General features: G+C 48.4%; 15 protein-coding genes. 12 read left to right on the top strand and 3 right to left on the bottom strand.

Annotated features, from left to right (window positions below; all coding sequences use genetic code 11):
* The first annotated feature begins 257 nt into the window (after positions 1-257).
* Together O3681_RS10010 and coaBC are read left to right on the top strand one after the other, a co-directional pair.
* The gene (locus O3681_RS10010) at positions 258-1487 is read left to right on the top strand and encodes a tetratricopeptide repeat protein (protein WP_371459874.1); all 1230 of its coding nucleotides are present in this window, start codon (positions 258-260) and stop codon (positions 1485-1487) included.
* Between the two features lie 44 nt (positions 1488-1531).
* Positions 1532-2710: a bifunctional phosphopantothenoylcysteine decarboxylase/phosphopantothenate--cysteine ligase CoaBC gene (coaBC, locus tag O3681_RS10005; protein ID WP_371459873.1), complete on the top strand. Its 1179-nt coding sequence runs from the start codon at positions 1532-1534 to the stop codon at positions 2708-2710.
* A gap of 56 nt (positions 2711-2766) precedes the next feature.
* On the opposite strand, the gene era is transcribed toward coaBC, so the two are convergent.
* A complete protein-coding gene (gene era, locus O3681_RS10000; protein ID WP_036493257.1) occupies positions 2767-3696 on the bottom strand; it encodes a GTPase Era in 930 nt (309 codons plus the stop codon).
* Between the two features lie 64 nt (positions 3697-3760).
* Positions 3761-4480 carry a ribonuclease III gene (gene rnc, locus O3681_RS09995; RefSeq protein ID WP_107724162.1) on the bottom strand — a complete coding sequence of 240 codons (720 nt, stop codon included), beginning with the start codon at positions 4478-4480 and terminating at the stop codon, positions 3761-3763.
* A gap of 253 nt (positions 4481-4733) precedes the next feature.
* On the opposite strand from rnc, the gene O3681_RS09990 reads away from it, so the two are divergent.
* The 3 genes from O3681_RS09990 to nusB all read left to right on the top strand — a co-directional run bounded on the left by O3681_RS09990 (position 4734) and on the right by nusB (position 6180).
* Positions 4734-5057, top strand: coding sequence for a DUF2185 domain-containing protein (locus tag O3681_RS09990; RefSeq protein WP_107724175.1), 324 nt, complete (start codon positions 4734-4736; stop codon positions 5055-5057).
* A 93-nt stretch (positions 5058-5150) separates the two neighbouring features.
* Positions 5151-5630 carry a 6,7-dimethyl-8-ribityllumazine synthase gene (ribH, locus tag O3681_RS09985; RefSeq protein ID WP_036493252.1) on the top strand — a complete coding sequence of 160 codons (480 nt, stop codon included), beginning with the start codon at positions 5151-5153 and terminating at the stop codon, positions 5628-5630.
* A 121-nt stretch (positions 5631-5751) separates the two neighbouring features.
* On the top strand, positions 5752-6180 hold the full coding sequence (gene nusB, locus O3681_RS09980) for a transcription antitermination factor NusB (protein ID WP_049350952.1): 429 nt from the start codon (positions 5752-5754) through the stop codon (positions 6178-6180).
* A gap of 108 nt (positions 6181-6288) precedes the next feature.
* Here nusB and O3681_RS09975 read toward each other — a convergent pair whose 3' ends face one another.
* Positions 6289-6702 (bottom strand): type IV pilin protein, encoded by a 414-nt coding sequence (locus tag O3681_RS09975; protein WP_107724160.1) that lies wholly within the window; start codon positions 6700-6702, stop codon positions 6289-6291.
* 288 nt (positions 6703-6990) lie between these two features.
* On the opposite strand from O3681_RS09975, the gene O3681_RS09970 reads away from it, so the two are divergent.
* The 7 genes from O3681_RS09970 to hemA all read left to right on the top strand — a co-directional run bounded on the left by O3681_RS09970 (position 6991) and on the right by hemA (position 16767).
* Positions 6991-8172: an efflux RND transporter periplasmic adaptor subunit gene (locus O3681_RS09970; protein WP_107724159.1), complete on the top strand. Its 1182-nt coding sequence runs from the start codon at positions 6991-6993 to the stop codon at positions 8170-8172.
* A gap of 81 nt (positions 8173-8253) precedes the next feature.
* Positions 8254-10191, top strand: a complete 1938-nt coding sequence (locus O3681_RS09965; RefSeq protein ID WP_371459872.1) for a MacB family efflux pump subunit — start codon at positions 8254-8256, stop codon at positions 10189-10191.
* 63 nt (positions 10192-10254) lie between these two features.
* Complete coding sequence (locus O3681_RS09960) at positions 10255-11637, top strand: TolC family protein (protein WP_107724174.1); 1383 nt, start codon at positions 10255-10257, stop codon at positions 11635-11637.
* Positions 11638-11749: 112 nt separating this feature from the next.
* A complete protein-coding gene (locus O3681_RS09955; protein ID WP_107724157.1) occupies positions 11750-12616 on the top strand; it encodes a DUF808 domain-containing protein in 867 nt (288 codons plus the stop codon).
* Between the two features lie 55 nt (positions 12617-12671).
* On the top strand, positions 12672-14219 hold the full coding sequence (gene lnt, locus O3681_RS09950) for an apolipoprotein N-acyltransferase (protein WP_371459871.1): 1548 nt from the start codon (positions 12672-12674) through the stop codon (positions 14217-14219).
* A 282-nt stretch (positions 14220-14501) separates the two neighbouring features.
* On the top strand, positions 14502-15365 hold the full coding sequence (gene rpoH, locus O3681_RS09945; protein ID WP_004519690.1) for an RNA polymerase sigma factor RpoH: 864 nt from the start codon (positions 14502-14504) through the stop codon (positions 15363-15365).
* Between the two features lie 148 nt (positions 15366-15513).
* Positions 15514-16767 (top strand): glutamyl-tRNA reductase, encoded by a 1254-nt coding sequence (hemA, locus tag O3681_RS09940; RefSeq protein WP_003684306.1) that lies wholly within the window; start codon positions 15514-15516, stop codon positions 16765-16767.
* Positions 16768-16786 lie beyond the last annotated feature (19 nt).

Below are 16786 nucleotides of genomic sequence, written 5' to 3'. Positions count from 1 at the left end.
ACAAAACCAGTCAACACCCAATTTCAAAAAAATTAAAAAATTTTCACAACTATCTGTATTTAAATAATTTAAAATTTATTGGATTTTATCGTTCGATAGATAAAACAGATATTCTAAGATAAATAGTCCTGCAGCTTTGCTCTTATTTGCCACATTCAACACTCTATATCTCTATATTACTGGCGCTTTAGTCCCATCTACTCTTACAATCTCTATTTTCTCCAATAAAACAATCATAAATTTAGAATGTCCCTATTATGAGTAACGAAAAGATTCAACAAAAATTTGAACAAGCATATCACTCTTTTATCGAAGAGGAAAATTACGAGGAAGCGCTAAAACGTGCCGAGATTCTTTGCCTTCTCAATCCACAATCTGTCGAATTTCATCACAAAGTTGCTTATGCCTATCTGAAGCAATTGAAATGGGAAAAAGCCATTGAGGCTGAAATGAAAACGTTAGAGCTGGATAGCACCTATATTCCTGCTTTAGATTTACTTGCCCATGCTTACGGCGCCCTAGATAATTGGGAAAAAACCGGGTTTTACGGTCATCAGGCTTTGGTTCTAAAAGACAAAGCCATCCCAGACCTAGAACATGAAATCATTCCGGCACCAGCTCCAAAAAACGGCAAACGGATTATCTCCTTTTCTTTATTTGGCAATAATTCCAAATATATTGAGCCTGCCGTCTTAAACACCCAGCTTGCTCCTGTGCTTTTCCCCGGTTGGACATGTCGTTTTTATGTCGACGATTCTGTATCGGCTGAAGCTATTCAACGATTTAGAAATAACGGTGCAGAAGTGATTAAGGTTGGCGCTCCATTGGACAACTGGCCGGGTACGATGTGGCGTTTTCTTGCCATTAATGATCCCGAGGTTGAATACGTTATTTTCCGTGATGCAGATTCTATTATTTGCTATCGTGATGCTGCAGCCGTATCCGAATGGATAAAAAGTGGCACACTATTCCACACTATTCGCGACTCAGGCTCGCATACCGCCCTAATTCTTGCGGGTATGTGGGGCGCTAAAGCGGGCGCAGTCCCAGATATGCAGGAAAGGATTCAAAACTTTGTCGACGAGGGCTACCCTTCCAGACATTTTGCCGACCAAGATTTTCTAGAAAAAGAATTGTGGGCCTATATCCGTCAGAATTTGTTTGCACATGACAGATTATTTGATTTCTGTAATGCACACGAAATTCCCGGCGAGTTCTACTCTAATTATCAAATCGCTTTCAGCGAAGGGGTTACCAGCTTTAACGCAACGACTGATTATGAAGACGGCAGCCTGGCAAGATGGACGCTGTACTCCAGTGCTTCACCTTTAGTCAATCCGGACTACTCGCTCAATGTTGTTCCTGAATTTAAAGTCTGCAGTTATGTGACTGAAGTGAAAAACGGAGCGGTTTCAGCATTCTTACCAAAGAGATATGGTAATGCGATTAAAGCAAAACTGGCCAGAATCAACATCGAACAAATCTAATTTGATTTGATTCCTATATATCTCATTTAATGAACCCGTTATTTATGAGCAAACACATTCTCCTCGGTATTACCGGCGGTATTGCGGCGTATAAATCTTGTGAACTGGTCAGACTGCTGAAAAAGCAAGGACATTCTGTATCAGTAGTGATGACAGATTCTGCGACAGAATTTGTCTCCCCACTGACTTTCCAAGCTTTAACCGGCAATCCAGTTTTATCGGATACCTATTCAGGCGCTTCCAATAATGGCATGGCACACATCAACCTGACGCGTGAAGCCGACGCATTTCTTATTGCGCCTGCGACTGCCAATACGATCGCCAAAATTGCCAACGGATTGGCCGACAACCTACTGACTACTTTGGCCGCAGCCAGAAAATGTCCTTTCGCTGTTGCACCTGCAATGAATGTCGAAATGTGGAACAACCCTGCTAACCTGCGCAATATTAAGCAGCTGGTTTCAGACGGCATTACCGTGTTTTACCCGAACAATGGCGAACAGGCTTGCGGCGAAACAGGTACAGGCAGAATGGTCGAAGCGGTCGATCTGGCTGATTTGCTAGAGGATTTATGGACACCCAAGCTACTGAGCGGCAAAAAAGTTCTGATTACAGCCGGCGCAACGTTTGAAGCCATCGATCCTGTCCGCGGCATTACCAATATTTCCAGCGGACAAATGGGCATGGCTTTAGCACGTGCGTGCCGTGCTGCCGGAGCGAAAGTCACGCTGATTTACGGTCAAATTCAGATGGCCTTGCCAGCAGGCTTGGCTCATTCCGAACAAGCTGTCAGTGCAGAAGCCATGTATCAGGCAGTTCACCGCCATATCCATGAGCAAGATGTCTTTATTTCCGTTGCAGCCGTTGCAGACTATAAAGTCAAACACAGCAGCAACGAGAAACTGAAGAAAAACGGCAATCAGCCTCCAGTTATCGAACTGACGGAAAACCCGGATATTCTCGCATCCGTTGCCGCCTTGCCTTCTCCACCATTCTGTGTCGGCTTTGCTGCAGAAAGCCATCAGGTTTTGGAATTTGCACGGGCAAAACGTTTGCGTAAAAACGTACCTATGCTGGTGGCCAACCAAGTTTCCGTTTCCATGGGTAAGCCAACCAATCAAATCACCATTATTGATGACCTTGCCGAAACCTCATTTCCGGAAACATCGAAACGCCAAGCGGCAGATGAAATCGTCAAACGTCTGGCTGAATTATTGGCTTAATCAAACAAAAGGCCGTCTGAAAATTTTTCAGACGGCCTTTGTTCAAACACATTACATTACAAACCCAATTCGCGCAGAAAACGAATATCGTCTGCCCAACCGGATTTCACTTTCACCCAAATCTTCAAGAAGACTTTGGTATCAAACAATTTTTCCATATCAAGGCGGGCTTCAGTAGAAATTTTCTTCAATTTCTCCCCACCCTTGCCAATCAAAATTGCCTTTTGACTGTCTTTATCGACCAACACCGCGATATAAATGCGGAACAGTCCGCTTTCCTCTTCCTCAAACTGCTCCACTTCAACATTCATCGCATACGGCAACTCTTCGCCCAAATAGCGGAACAATTTTTCGCGCACAATCTCCATCGCCAGGAATCGGCTGGATTTATCCGTCACCATATCTTCCGGATACATCGGGATACTTTCCGGCAGATACGGCTTGAGCAGTTCCAGCAGATTGGCAATACGCAGGCCATGTTTCGCGCTGACTGCCTCGCTGGCGGCAAACTCAAACTCTTGGCGTACTTCATTGATAAACGCCTCAAGCGCAAATTTGTCTTTGGCTTTGTCTTTATCGATTTTATTGACCACCAATACCACAGGCGTATGCTTAGGCAACTGCTTCAACACCACGCGGTCGGCATCGGTAAAGCGCATGGCTTCCACCACAAAAACCACCACATCCACGCCGCTCAACGCTTCGGTTACGTTTTGATTAAGACGGTCATTCAAGGCATTGCGATGATTGGTTTGAAAACCCGGCGTATCGACAAACACAAATTGCGCCGTGTCGTCGGTGTAAATACCGGTTACACGATTGCGCGTGGTTTGTGCTTTTTTACTGGTGATACTGATTTTCTGACCGATTAAATGGTTCATCAACGTGGATTTGCCGACATTCGGGCGACCCACGATGGCCACAAAGCCGCAACGATAATCCGTCGGGTGTTGCGACTCGTTTTGCAAAAAGGTTTCGATATCCATTTATATATGACTTTCTTGATTGTTTCAGACGGCCTTTGCATTTTCTCAAAGGCCGTCTGAAATATTATTTTTTAGCTTTTTTCAAAGGAAACTTCTGTTCCAACCATTCTAAGGCTTCACATGCCGCTTTTTGCTCGGCTACTTTTCGACTGTTGCCGCGTGCATTGCAGATGAAACCGAGTTCGCCCAAATCGCAGGAAATCACAAACATCGCATCAGCCGTCTGCTCCGCCTGCTCTTCGATTCGGTATTTCGGCAGGGCAAAGCGACGTGCCTGCAAGGCTTCCTGCAAAGCGGTTTTACTGTCTTTCTTGCCGATATTCAAATCCGCACGTTTCACGCGTTCCGCAAACAAATGGCGAACCACTTTTTCCGCCGCAGAAAAATCCGCGTCAAAACTGACCGCCGCAAACATCGCCTCCATCGCATCCGCCAAAATCGAAGGCCGTCTGAAACCGCCGCTCTTCAACTCGCCGGCACCCAAATACAAACCGTCGCCGACATTCATTTCCAACGCGATTTCAGCCAAGACACCTTCATTCACCAAAGCCGCGCGCATCCGCGACAACTCGCCTTCCGACAATTTCGGAAACGCGTCAAACAACATCCGCGCCACGGAATAGTTCAAAATCGAATCGCCGACAAATTCAAAACGTTCATTGTGTTTGGCATTGTAGCTGCGGTGGGTCAAAGCCTGCTGGAGCAGCTCCATATTGCGGAACTCATAGCCCAGACGCTTTTGAATCGCTCGATGCGCCTTCTGTTTGAGCAAATCAGATTTCATTCCATACTTTCAAAAAACAGCCGGAAAGCACGCCTCATCCGCAGTGAAACAAAATAAAAAGGCTACACCGGCAACTTTTTTATTTTGGCTCATTGTTTCTTGCGTCCCTCAAGCCGATAAACAATCAAAAACCGTCATGTTCAAACCTGACGGCACTTATCGACATTGTACCATCAAACCGCCCCTGCACACATCCGTGCGGAAAAGCGGCGAATCGTGTAAAATCATGCCAAATCATCTCTTTGTCAACTCCATGAACAAATTTGCCCAAGCATTGGCCGCAGCGCTCGACCGCTGCATCGTCACCAACACCGTCGCCGAACAAGGCGAGCCCGTCGGCTTCCTCTACCGCGAAGCCCCCGTATTTGAAAACGACAGCGGCTGGCGTATTTTCAGCGGCGACGAAACCGACGAATACACCGACAACCCCGACAATTTCAGCATTGTCAGCCTCTCCGCCATTACTGCAGACAATCCCGACATCGCGCCCATGCTGACTCAGGCAGAAGGCAGTGCGTGGGAATTGAACGAAGACGGCGAGTTCCAAGCCGTTGCCGATTGGCAGCCGCAAGAATAATCCATCCCCATTTCGTTTCAGACGGTCTTCCCTATAACAAGGCCGTCTGAAACCAAGCCGAATCCCTATTTCACAAATATTGAAGGAATCATCATGAATATTATCGAACCACGCCTCGATGGCACCAACCTGCGCATCGGCATCGTTCAAGCCCGCTTCACCAACGAAATTGGCAGCGAAATGGTCAAAGTATGCTGCCGCACCTTAAAAGAATTGGGCGTATCCGAAGACAACATCACGCTTGCCACCGTCCCTGGCGCGCTTGAAGTGCCTATCGCGCTGATGAACCTCGCTTCATCCGAACAATTCGATGCCCTGATTGCCATCGGCGTTGTCATTCGTGGCGAAACCTACCACTTTGAATTGGTATCCAATGAGTCCGGCGCAGGTGTCAGCCGCGTTGCCCTTGACTACAACATCCCTATCGCCAACGCCATCCTGACGACTGAAAACGACGAACAAGCCGTTGCGCGTATCGAAGAAAAAGCCTCCGATGCAGCCAAAGTTGCCGTAGAATGTGCCAACTTGGTCAACCATCTTTTGTCAGAACAATACGAAGACGACGAAGAATAAGCTTCTCCCCGTATTGAATACCGCATATTTTCAGACGGCCTCTCAATCATGACATTGAGGCCGTCTGAATCATTCAATATTCAGCCGACAACCATCGGCACTCTCTTCACAAGGAATACCCATGAAAAGCCCACGCCGCCGCGCACGCGAGCTTGCCGTACAAGCCATTTATCAAGCAGGCATCAACAAAACTGCCGCTCCCGAAATCGCCAAAAACATCCACGAACTGTCCCAAACATCCAATATGGATGAAGAGCTGTTCAACAAACTGTTTTTCGGCGCACAAACCCATGCCGAAGAATACATGGAAAAAATCAGCCCCCTGCTCGACCGCGACGAAAAAGACCTCAGTCCTATCGAACGCGCCGTTTTGCTGGTTGCCTGCCATGAGCTAAGCACCATGCCTGAGACCCCCTACCCCGTCATCATCAATGAAGCCATCGAAGTCACCAAAACTTTCGGCGGCACCGATGGCCATAAATTCGTCAACGGCATCCTCGACCAACTGGCTTCCCGTATCCGCCCTGACGAACCGCGCCGCAAAGGCTAAGATTGACTTCACATCAGGTCAAAATTACTGATCTTTGCCCTGTTTAAGCTAATGTGCTTATACAGCCAAACCATCAAAAAGGCCGTCTGAATTTCAGACGGCCTTTGTTTATTTCTCATCTAGGGGCGTTTCATAACCGGGGCAGTTTTGTTTATCGCTGTTTGCCCAAATGATACCGCTGTCGTTGTAATAAACAGTACAAGTTTCATAGGCATTGGTTTCTTTGTTGGGTACAGCCTTCAAAATATAACCTGAATCGGAAGGATCCGCACCTTCGGAAAAACTAATATCGAAATATTGATTCTGCTGCAAATTTTCAGGAGGAAACCCTACAAAAGTACTTCTTTGAGTATAGTAGCGTTCAAGTTGTTGGGCATTATGCAGCATCTGTGTGCGGACGGATGCGAGACGCGTTTGGCGGATGTAGTTTTGATAAGACGGATATGCGATGGTAGCAAGAATGGCTGCAATCACAACGACTATCAGCAGCTCGATAAGCGTGAAGCCTTGTTGGTGTTTCATTGTATTTATGTCGTGAATAATTAGAATAAGACATGAATATTATAGTCGTTTTCTTGCGGCTTAAATGTTCAGATACGGAGGGAGTTTGGGAATTTATGTAAATGAGGTGCAAGTTCTGAAAAATACTTACTGCCCTTTATTTTTTATTTCAATAAGTTAAACTTCAATTTAAGCCGACTGTCTCTTGGTCGGCCTTGGACTTTACAGTAAAATCCAGTTGTTTTTTTGTCTCCAACATACATTTATTGCTTGTCTGCAACGTTATTTTATTGAATTGGTTCCTTTTATATGTCTAAAGTTTTCAAGTGGGCGGCCGGTACGGCTGTTGTAGTAGCAGCGGCTTTCGGCGGCTGGTCTTTGATGAAGCCTGAGCCTCAGTCTTCTTTTATTACGGAAGTGGTCAAACGCGGCGATATCCGTCAAACCGTGTCGGCAACCGGCGAAATCTCACCTTCCAATTTAGTATCCGTAGGCGCGGAAGCTTCAGGTCAGATTAAAAAACTGTATGTGAAACTGGGCCAACAAGTGAAAAAAGGCGATCTGATTGCGGAAATCGACTCAACCAATCAGATCAATACCTTAAATACCGAAAAATCCAAACTGGAAACCTATCAGGCAAAATTGGTTTCTGCCGAAATCGCGCTTTCCAGTGCGGAGAAAAAATATAAACGCGAACTTGCCTTATGGAAAGAACAGGCAACTTCCAAAGAAAATTTGGAATCTGCACAAGACTCTTTAGCCGCAGCCAAAGCGAATGTTGCCGAACTGAAGGCCTCCATCAAACAATCAAAAATCTCGATTAATACGGCTGAATCCGAACTGGGCCACACGCGGATTACCGCTACCATGGACGGCACCGTGGTCGCCATTCCTGTTGAAGAAGGCCAATCCGTCAATGCGGCTCAATCTACGCCGACCATTATCCAACTGGCCAACTTGGAAACCATGTTAAACAAAATGCAGATTGCCGAAGGCGACATCACGAAAGTCAAAGCCGGTCAGGATATTTCGTTCACCATTTTGTCCGAGCCGGACACCCCGATTAAAGCGAAATTAGACAGTGTCGACCCCGGCTTGACCACCATGTCTTTGGGCAGCTACACCAGCAGCACGGACACGACTTCCAATGCGATTTACTACTATGCCCGCGCCCTGGTGCCGAATCCCGAAGGCAAACTTTCCATCGGTATGACCACTCAAAACACGATCGAAATCAACGGCGTGAAGAATGTTTTACTGGTACCGACGCTGACCGTGAAAAAACATAACGGCAAATCCTATGTCAGCATTTTGGGCGCAGACAATAAAGCGGTAGAACGCGAAGTGACCGTCGGCTTGAAAGACAACATGAATACTGAAATCAAAAGCGGCTTGAAAGAAGGCGAAAAAGTGATCGTTTCTGAAATGAGCGCAGATGAAAAGAATAAGAGCAGTGAACGCGCGATGATGGGCGGCGGCCCTCCTCGCTGATTGATTAAGGCCGTCTGAAAGGTTTGGCTGTGTTTCAGACGGCCTTAGTTCCTGTATTTCTATTTTTCGCCCGGAAAGATTATGAGTTTAATCGAATGTAAGAATATCAACCGTTTTTTCGGTAGCGGTGAAAACCGTGTGCACGTATTGAAAGATGTCAGCCTTTCTATTGAAAAAGGCGACTTTGTGGCGATTATCGGCCAGTCCGGTTCAGGCAAATCGACGCTGATGAATATCTTGGGCTGTCTGGATACCGCCACTTCCGGCTCTTATCAAATCGACGGCATCGAAACATCGCAAATGCAGCCAGATGAGCTGGCGGCTTTGCGCCGTGAGCGTTTCGGCTTTATTTTCCAGCGTTACAACCTGTTAAGCTCGCTGACCGCCCGAGACAACGTCGCCCTGCCTGCCGTATATATGGGCATGGACAGCAAAGAGCGCGCGGAACGTGCGGAAAAACTGTTGGGCGATTTGGGTTTGCAAAATAAAGAAGGCAACAAACCCAGCGAACTTTCCGGCGGTCAGCAACAACGCGTTTCGATTGCGCGCGCGTTGATGAACGGCGGCGAAATCATCTTTGCCGACGAGCCGACCGGCGCATTGGATACCGCCAGCGGTAAAAACGTGATGGAAATCATCCACAAGCTGCACGAAGACGGGCATACCGTGATTATGGTCACCCACGATCCGGGCATTGCGGCAAACGCAAACCGCGTCATCGAAATCCGCGACGGTCAGATTATTTCCGACACGTCTAAAAATCCGGATATTCCGCCAAGCAAAGTGGAGAGGATTAAAGAAAAAGCTTCTTGGTCGTTTTATTACGATCAATTTATGGAAGCATTCAAAATGTCGGTACAGGCGATTATGGCGCACAAAATGCGTTCGCTGCTGACCATGCTGGGTATTATCATCGGTATCGCTTCGGTGGTATCGGTAGTAGCCTTAGGTAATGGCTCGCAACAAAAAATCTTGGAAGACATCAACTCGATGGGCACAAACACCATCAGTATCTTCCCCGGCCGTGGTTTTGGCGACCGTAGAAGCGGACGGATCAAGACACTGACGATTAATGACGCAAAAGCCATCAGCCAACAAAGCTACGTCGCCTCTGCCACCCCTCAAACCAACTCCAGCGGCACCTTGACCTACCGCAACACCGACCTGACTGCCTCGCTTTACGGCGTAGGCGAACAATATTTCGACGTGCGCGGTTTAAAATTGGAAGAAGGCCGTCTGTTTGATGATGACGATGTAAAAACCGATGCACAAGTCGTCATCATCGACCAAAACACCAAAACCAAACTCTTCGGCGAAGGCGTCAATCCTTTAGGCAAAACCATCCTTTTCAAAAAACGTCCGCTAACCGTCATCGGCATTATGAAAAAGGATGACAACTCATTCGGCAATTCCGACTCGCTGATGCTTTGGTCGCCTTATACAACGGTCATGCACCAAATTACCGGCGAGAGCTATACCAACTCCATCGTTGTCAAAATCAAAGACGATGCCAACACGCAAGTTGCCGAAAAAAGCCTGACCGAGCTGCTGAAAGCACGCCACGGTACAGAAGACTTCTTTATGAACAACAGCGACAGCATCAAAGAAATGGTTGAAAGCACAACCGGCACCATGACGCTGCTGATTTCTTCCATCGCGGTCATCTCTTTGGTGGTCGGCGGTATCGGCGTGATGAACATCATGTTGGTCTCCGTTACCGAGCGCACCAAAGAAATCGGCGTCCGTATGGCAATCGGCGCACGCCGCAACAATATTTTGCAACAGTTTCTGATTGAGGCCGTTTTAATCTGTATCATCGGCGGCCTGTCAGGCGTATTGTTGTCCGCAAGCATCAGCTTGGTATTCAACTACTTTGTTACCGACTTCCCGATGAGCATTTCCATGACTTCCGTCATCGGCGCGGTGGTCTGCTCCACCGCCATCGGTGTCGCGTTCGGCTTTATGCCTGCCAACAAAGCTTCCAAGCTCAACCCGATTGATGCGCTGGCTCAGGATTGATTATATTTCAGACGGCCTATTATTTTAGGACCGTCTGAAATGCTGTTACCCGAAAGATTTTTTATGAAGACGAAACCTTTTTCCCAAGCAGCCTTATCATTGGCTATTGCCCTTGCCCTAAGTGCGTGCGCCGCGTCTAAAGCCAACCCGAACCTTACGCTGGAAGCAACCGGCCAAGTCATGAGCGCGGCGGAAACTGCCGAACGCTACAATGTAAACGGCAACTGGTGGGAAATCTACCAAAGCCCGCAACTCAATGCTCTGATGGAGCAGGCGTTGGCCAACAATGTCGATTTGAAACAGGCGGCCATCAGCGTCAACAAGGCTTTGTACCAAGCCAATATTTTGGGCGCGGATTTGGTGCCTTCGTTCAGCGGATCGTTGGGCGCGAACGCTTCTAAAAACCTGAAAACCGGCAGCCACGGCAATACCTTCAGCAGCCAGCTTGGCTTGAGCTACGAATTGGATTTATGGCGTAAACTCAGTGCCACTGCCGATGCTCAGGTATGGGAATATCAAGCCACGCATGAAGACATGGCCAACACACGCCTGACTTTGATTAATAATGTCGCCGATGCGTATTTCAATATCGCCTACCTGAACGAAGCCATCGAGTTGGCAAAAAAATCGCTGAAGCAATATCAGGAAATCAACCGCATTGCGAATGCCAAATTCCGCTACGGCCGTGCCGACTCCAGCCAGCCGACCCAAGCCAAACAGTCATTGCTGAGCGCGGAAAACAACCTGTTGTCTTTGCAAAACAATTTGGATACGCAAAAACAGGTTTTGCGTAATTTGTTGAATTTAAGGCCGTCTGAAAACATGGCCGCCGATCCGGCACAATTCCGCCTGTTGCCGGTCAAAGGCGTGAACTTGGATGTACCGATTACCGTTTTGGCCAACCGCCCCGACCTGCGCGCCGCCGAATACCGCCTGCAAGCGTCGCAACAATTGGTCAACGCGCAAAAACGCAGTTGGTATCCGTCGATTACTTTGGGCGCAAGTTTGAGTACGTCTTCCGATAAAGCGAAAAGCACGTTCAATATCCCCATGTTAGGCGGATCGGCCACCATCAATCTGCCTTTCCTTAATTGGCAGACCATGAAATGGAAAGACAAAACCGTACAAGCGGAGATGGACAGTGCCAAGCTGAATTTTGAAAAAGCCCTGACCACCGCGCTCAACGAGGTCAACACCAACTACCTTGCCTACAAAAACGCGCAGGCCAGCCTTGCCAATCAAGAACAACGTTATCAGTTGGACAAGAAAAACAGCCATTACTATCAAGTACGCTACCAACACGGTAAAAACGAACTGAAAGACTGGCTGGAGGCTTTGAATTCGGAATATAGCTCGGCTCAAAACCTGCTGAACCAACGCTATGAAGCCTTAAAATACGAAAATATGGTGTATAAAGCCATGGCAGGACGTTATACGCCGAAATAGCATTTTCAGACGGCCTTTGGTTAATTTCCGTCAACGGCCGTCTGAAAAACATTCAAGCAACTGAATTTTCATATATAATCGCGCGTTTATTTGATTTTATCCGGACAACATTATGGCCTTCGCCTCTCTCTTTACGCTTTTGGACGACATTACCGCCGTTTTGGACGACGTAGCGATGATGACCAAAGTCGCCGCAAAAAAAACCGCCGGCGTGGTCGGTGACGATTTGGCGCTCAACGCCAATCAGGTAACCGGCGTATCCGCCGAGCGCGAATTGCCGATTATTTGGGCGGTGGCAAAAGGCTCTCTGGTCAATAAGCTGATTCTGGTGCCGCTTGCACTGTTGCTTTCCGCTTTCCTGCCAGCGCTGATTACGCCCTTGCTGATGATAGGCGGTGTGTATTTGTGTTTTGAAGGCGTGGAAAAACTGTTGCACAAATTTCTACACCGCAATGAACACGAAGACGGACACGATACCGAACCTGAAGTCACAGACGAAAAAACAAAAGTGAAAGGCGCGGTCCGTACAGATTTCATCCTCTCAGCTGAAATCATCATTATTGCGCTGGGCGTTGTTGAAAAATATGACCTGATGACGCGTTCTTTGGTTATGGCCGCCATCGGTGTCGGCATGACGGCATTGGTCTATGGTTTGGTCGGCATTATCGTCAAACTTGACGACCTCGGCATGATGTTGATGCGCCAAAAAAGCGTTGCTGTGCAAGGTATCGGACGCGGTTTAATTTCATTTATGCCTTGGTTTATGCGCGGCTTGAGCATTGTCGGCACGCTGGCGATGTTCTTGGTCGGCGGCGGACTGATCGCCCACAACCTTGGCTTTTTGCACGATTTCCTCCATGCGCAGCATTGGGACAGCGGCATGATGGAACATATCGCCAATCTGGTGGTCGGAGTAGCCGCCGGCGCATTGGCTTGCGCAATCGTCCTGCCTGCAATGAAATTGTTTCAAAAAGACTGATTTTGTTTCCCTACCGTCTGAAAACTTTTCAGACGGCCTCAATACCATTTAAAGCATGAATATTTTCCGTAAACTCGAACAATATTGGCAACATCCGCTGCTTTACTGGCCGCTGGTCATCTTGATTGCCGCCGCGACACCGTTCACTTTCGCCCCGTATTATCATTTTTGGCTGATGCCGCTGTTGTTTGGCGCACTGATACGCCTGATTGAGTTACGTCCGCGCTTTGCCGTCATGACAGCCTATCTGTTCGGATTAATCGGTTATACGGCGCAGTTTTATTGGATACACACTGCCTTGCATGATGTTTCGGGTTTGCCGGATTCATACGCCATCCCCCTCACCTTCCTGCTGCCGGCTTTTCTCGCGCTTTATCCGGCCATCTGTTTTTGGGTGTGGAGAAAATGCAACCTGTCACGCTGGGCTAAAACCGGCCTGCTGTTGCCGATTTTGTGGACGCTGGCAGAATTTGCCCGCGAACGTTTCCTGACCGGATTCGGTTGGGGCGCAATCGGCTATTCCCAAATCATCAAAGACAGTCCGTTGGCAGGTTTCGCACCTTTGGGCGGCATTCATATGGTCACCCTGGCAACCGCTTTCCTCAGCACATGGCTGGTGTTGCTGATTGACAACCATGGCCGCCTGAAACACCGCCTGCTGCCCTTATTCCTTATCGTTGCGCTCTGCTCCGTCGGCTACATTTCCCAACAAACCGAATACACCCGCCCCGACGGCAGCACCAGCACGGTCGCCCTGATTCAAGGCAATATCGAGCAAAATCTAAAATGGAAGGAAGAGCAAATCATTCCGACCATTCAGAAATACTACGAACAAATCAGCAAGACCAGTGCCGACATCGTCATTCTGCCTGAGACTGCCCTGCCGCTGATGCGACAAGACCTGCCCGAAGGTATCTTGGAACAATTCGCCGAGCAAGCGCAAAGCAACGGCAGCGCGTTGGCCATCGGCATCAGCCAATATACGCCCGACGGCAACGGCTACGAAAATGCAGTCATCAATTTGAGCGACTATCACAACAGCACTTCCGATGTTATCCCCTACTACGCCAAAAACCACCTCGTTCCCTTTGGTGAATACAAACCCTTGCCCGCCATTACCGAGCGTCTCTATAAAATGATGGATATGCCTTTGGCCGACTTTCAAAAAGGCGGCGACAACCAGGCGCCTTTGGTGATGAAAGATCAAAAAGTCGCCTTCAATATCTGCTATGAAGACGGTTTCGGCGACGAACTCATCGCAACGGCGAAACGCTCCACCCTGCTCGCCAACATCAGCAATATGGCGTGGTACGGCAAATCCAATGCCATGTATCAGCAGCTTCAACAGTCCCAAGCGCGTGCAATGGAACTGGGCCGCTACATAGTTCGCGCCACCAATACCGGCGCGACCGCCATTATTTCCCCTAAAGGTACGATTGTTGCCGAAGCCCAACCGGATACAGAAACCGTCCTCGAAGGCCACGTCAAAGGCTATATCGGCGAAACGCCTTATATGAAAGCAGGCGGCTCAACATGGCTTATCAGCATTTTGGCCGTTATCGGCGTATTCCTTATCCTGATTGGCCGGAAGAAACCAGAATAAAAAAATTTTTAAGACCTTGTTATACAAGGTCTTTTTTTATTACCAAAACTATTTACATACAGAAATGTTTGTAATATACTTATCCAAAACCTAGCAAATCACTCAAATTTTCTAAGACAATCAAACCTTGAGATTCAAGCAGTAAAAACTATTGAATCTATCGTTAATTTACAGAAAAAATCCAACCCATAACAAAACAAACCACAGGCAGTGTTATACTGCTTGTCACACAATAAACAAAAAGCCGTTTTCAGACGGCCTAATCAAGGAGAGCATCCTTTTATGAATAAAGCTTTTGCATTACCCGTTATCCACAGCGGCAACGGTAGCCTCGAGCAATACATTCATACTGTCAACAGCATTCCAATGCTGACCGCCGAAGAAGAAACACAACTAGCGGAACGTCAACAAAAAGGCGATCTCAATGCCGCCAAACAGCTTATTCTGTCTCATCTTCGCGTCGTCGTATCCATTGCACGCGGCTACGATGGCTACGGCCTCAACCAAGCCGACCTGATTCAAGAAGGCAATATCGGCCTGATGAAAGCCGTCAAACGCTACGAACCAAGCCGCGGCGCGCGCCTGTTTTCGTTTGCCGTGCATTGGATTAAAGCCGAAATCCACGAATTCATTTTGCGCAACTGGCGTTTGGTCCGCGTTGCCACAACCAAACCGCAACGCAAACTGTTCTTCAACCTGCGCAGCATGCGTAAAAACCTGAATGCCTTGTCTCCAAAAGAAGCGCAAGAAATCGCCGATGATTTGGGCGTCAAATTGTCCGAAGTCTTGGAAATGGAACAACGCATGACCGGTCACGATATCGGCATCATGGCAGAAAACAACGATGACGAGGACAATTTCGCCCCTATCGACTGGTTGGCCGACCACGATGCAGAGCCTAGCCGTCAGTTGTCCAAACAAGCCCACTACGCCCTGCAAACCGAAGGTCTGCAAAACGCCTTGGCGCAACTGGACGACCGCAGCCGCCGTATCGTTGAAAGCCGCTGGTTGCAAGACGATGGCGGTTTGACCCTGCACGAATTGGCTGCCGAATACGGCGTATCTGCCGAACGCATCCGCCAAATCGAAGCCAAAGCCATGCAAAAACTGCGCGGTTTCTTGGCAGAAGAAGCAGAAGCCGTTTAAGCCTTTCTTGATAAAAAGGCCGTCTGAATCTTTTCAGACGGCCTTTTCGATGGCAAACCTCATTGCATCTTCTCCCCCAACACATTCATTTTAAAGCCCACTTAAGCTATAATACCCACCACACACACTACCCAGTCATACCATAACCATGCAACTTACCGTCGTCGGACTCAATCACCAAACCGCGCCCTTGAGCATACGCGAAAAACTGGCATTTGCAGCTGCAAATCTGCCGGATGCCGTGTCCAACCTCGCGCGCAGTGAGGCGGCGGAAGAAGCAGTTATTCTTTCTACCTGCAACCGCACCGAGCTTTACTGCGTCGGCGAAACCGAAAAAATCATCGACTGGTTGGCACAATATCACGACCTGCCTGCCGAAGAAATCCGCCCTTACCTCTACACCTTGGATAATAATGAAACCGTCCGCCACGCCTTCCGCGTCGCCTGCGGTTTAGATTCCATGGTCTTGGGCGAACCGCAAATTCTCGGTCAAATCAAAGATGCCGTCCGCGTTGCTCAAGAACAGGAAAGCATCAACACCCACTTAAACGCCCTGTTTCAAAAAACCTTTGCTGTTGCCAAAGAAGTGCGTACCGACACTGCTGTCGGCGAAAACTCCGTCTCCATGGCTTCCGCATCGGTTAAAATGGCAGAGCAAATCTTCCCTTCCATTTCCGATCTGAACGTCCTCTTTATCGGTGCAGGCGAAATGATTGAGCTGGTGGCCACTTATTTTGCCGCTAAAAATCCCAAGCTCATTACCGTTGCCAACCGTACACACCAGCGCGCGCAGGAATTGTGCGACAAACTCGGTGTCAACGCCGAAGCCTGCCTGCTGAATGAATTGCCCGATATTCTTCACGATTACGACGTGGTTGTTTCTTCCACCGCCAGCCAACTGCCCCTCGTCGGCAAAGGCATGGTCGAGCGCGCATTGAAAAAACGCCACAACATGCCTGTTTTCCTGCTGGATTTGGCCGTTCCGCGCGATATCGAAGCCGAAGTCGGCGAATTGGAAGACGCATATCTCTATACCGTAGACGACATGATGGATATTGTCCAAAGCGGTAAAGACGCGCGCAAAAAGGCAGCGGCGGCAGCTGAAAGCATGGTGGAAGAGAAGGTCAGCGAATTTATCCGCCTGCAGAAAAACCGCCAAAGCGTTCCGCTTATCCGCGCTTTGCGCGACGAAGGCGAACGAGCGCGCCGCCAAGTATTGGAAAATGCCATGAAGCAACTGGCAAAAGGCGTATCGGCCGAGGATGTCCTCGAACGCCTCTCCATTCAGTTGACCAACAAACTGCTCCACTCTCCGACACGCACGCTCAATAAAGCCGGCTCGGACAACAGCGAATTAATCGATGCCGTGGCGCAGATCTACCATTTGGATCAACACGACTGACCACAATTTAAAGGCCGTC

It is taken from the genome of Neisseria sp. 27098_8_158 (assembly GCF_041433145.1).
Lineage (GTDB): Bacteria > Pseudomonadota > Gammaproteobacteria > Burkholderiales > Neisseriaceae > Neisseria > Neisseria subflava_E.
This window is presented reverse-complemented; position numbering and strand designations above follow the sequence as displayed.

Excerpts from the sequence above, each read along its gene's own strand:
- O3681_RS10010 (WP_371459874.1), top strand. The coding sequence starts at position 258 with ATGAGTAACGAAAAGATTCAACAAAAATTTGAACAAGCATATCACTCT.
- O3681_RS09970 (WP_107724159.1), top strand. The coding sequence starts at position 6,991 with ATGTCTAAAGTTTTCAAGTGGGCGGCCGGTACGGCTGTTGTAGTAGCA.
- era (WP_036493257.1), bottom strand. The coding sequence starts at position 3,696 with ATGGATATCGAAACCTTTTTGCAAAACGAGTCGCAACACCCGACGGAT.
- O3681_RS09990 (WP_107724175.1), top strand. The coding sequence starts at position 4,734 with ATGAACAAATTTGCCCAAGCATTGGCCGCAGCGCTCGACCGCTGCATC.
- O3681_RS09960 (WP_107724174.1), top strand. The coding sequence starts at position 10,255 with ATGAAGACGAAACCTTTTTCCCAAGCAGCCTTATCATTGGCTATTGCC.
- nusB (WP_049350952.1), top strand. The coding sequence starts at position 5,752 with ATGAAAAGCCCACGCCGCCGCGCACGCGAGCTTGCCGTACAAGCCATT.
- O3681_RS09975 (WP_107724160.1), bottom strand. The coding sequence starts at position 6,702 with ATGAAACACCAACAAGGCTTCACGCTTATCGAGCTGCTGATAGTCGTT.
- O3681_RS09955 (WP_107724157.1), top strand. The coding sequence starts at position 11,750 with ATGGCCTTCGCCTCTCTCTTTACGCTTTTGGACGACATTACCGCCGTT.
- coaBC (WP_371459873.1), top strand. The coding sequence starts at position 1,532 with ATGAGCAAACACATTCTCCTCGGTATTACCGGCGGTATTGCGGCGTAT.
- O3681_RS09965 (WP_371459872.1), top strand. The coding sequence starts at position 8,254 with ATGAGTTTAATCGAATGTAAGAATATCAACCGTTTTTTCGGTAGCGGT.
- rpoH (WP_004519690.1), top strand. The coding sequence starts at position 14,502 with ATGAATAAAGCTTTTGCATTACCCGTTATCCACAGCGGCAACGGTAGC.
- ribH (WP_036493252.1), top strand. The coding sequence starts at position 5,151 with ATGAATATTATCGAACCACGCCTCGATGGCACCAACCTGCGCATCGGC.
- hemA (WP_003684306.1), top strand. The coding sequence starts at position 15,514 with ATGCAACTTACCGTCGTCGGACTCAATCACCAAACCGCGCCCTTGAGC.
- rnc (WP_107724162.1), bottom strand. The coding sequence starts at position 4,480 with ATGAAATCTGATTTGCTCAAACAGAAGGCGCATCGAGCGATTCAAAAG.
- lnt (WP_371459871.1), top strand. The coding sequence starts at position 12,672 with ATGAATATTTTCCGTAAACTCGAACAATATTGGCAACATCCGCTGCTT.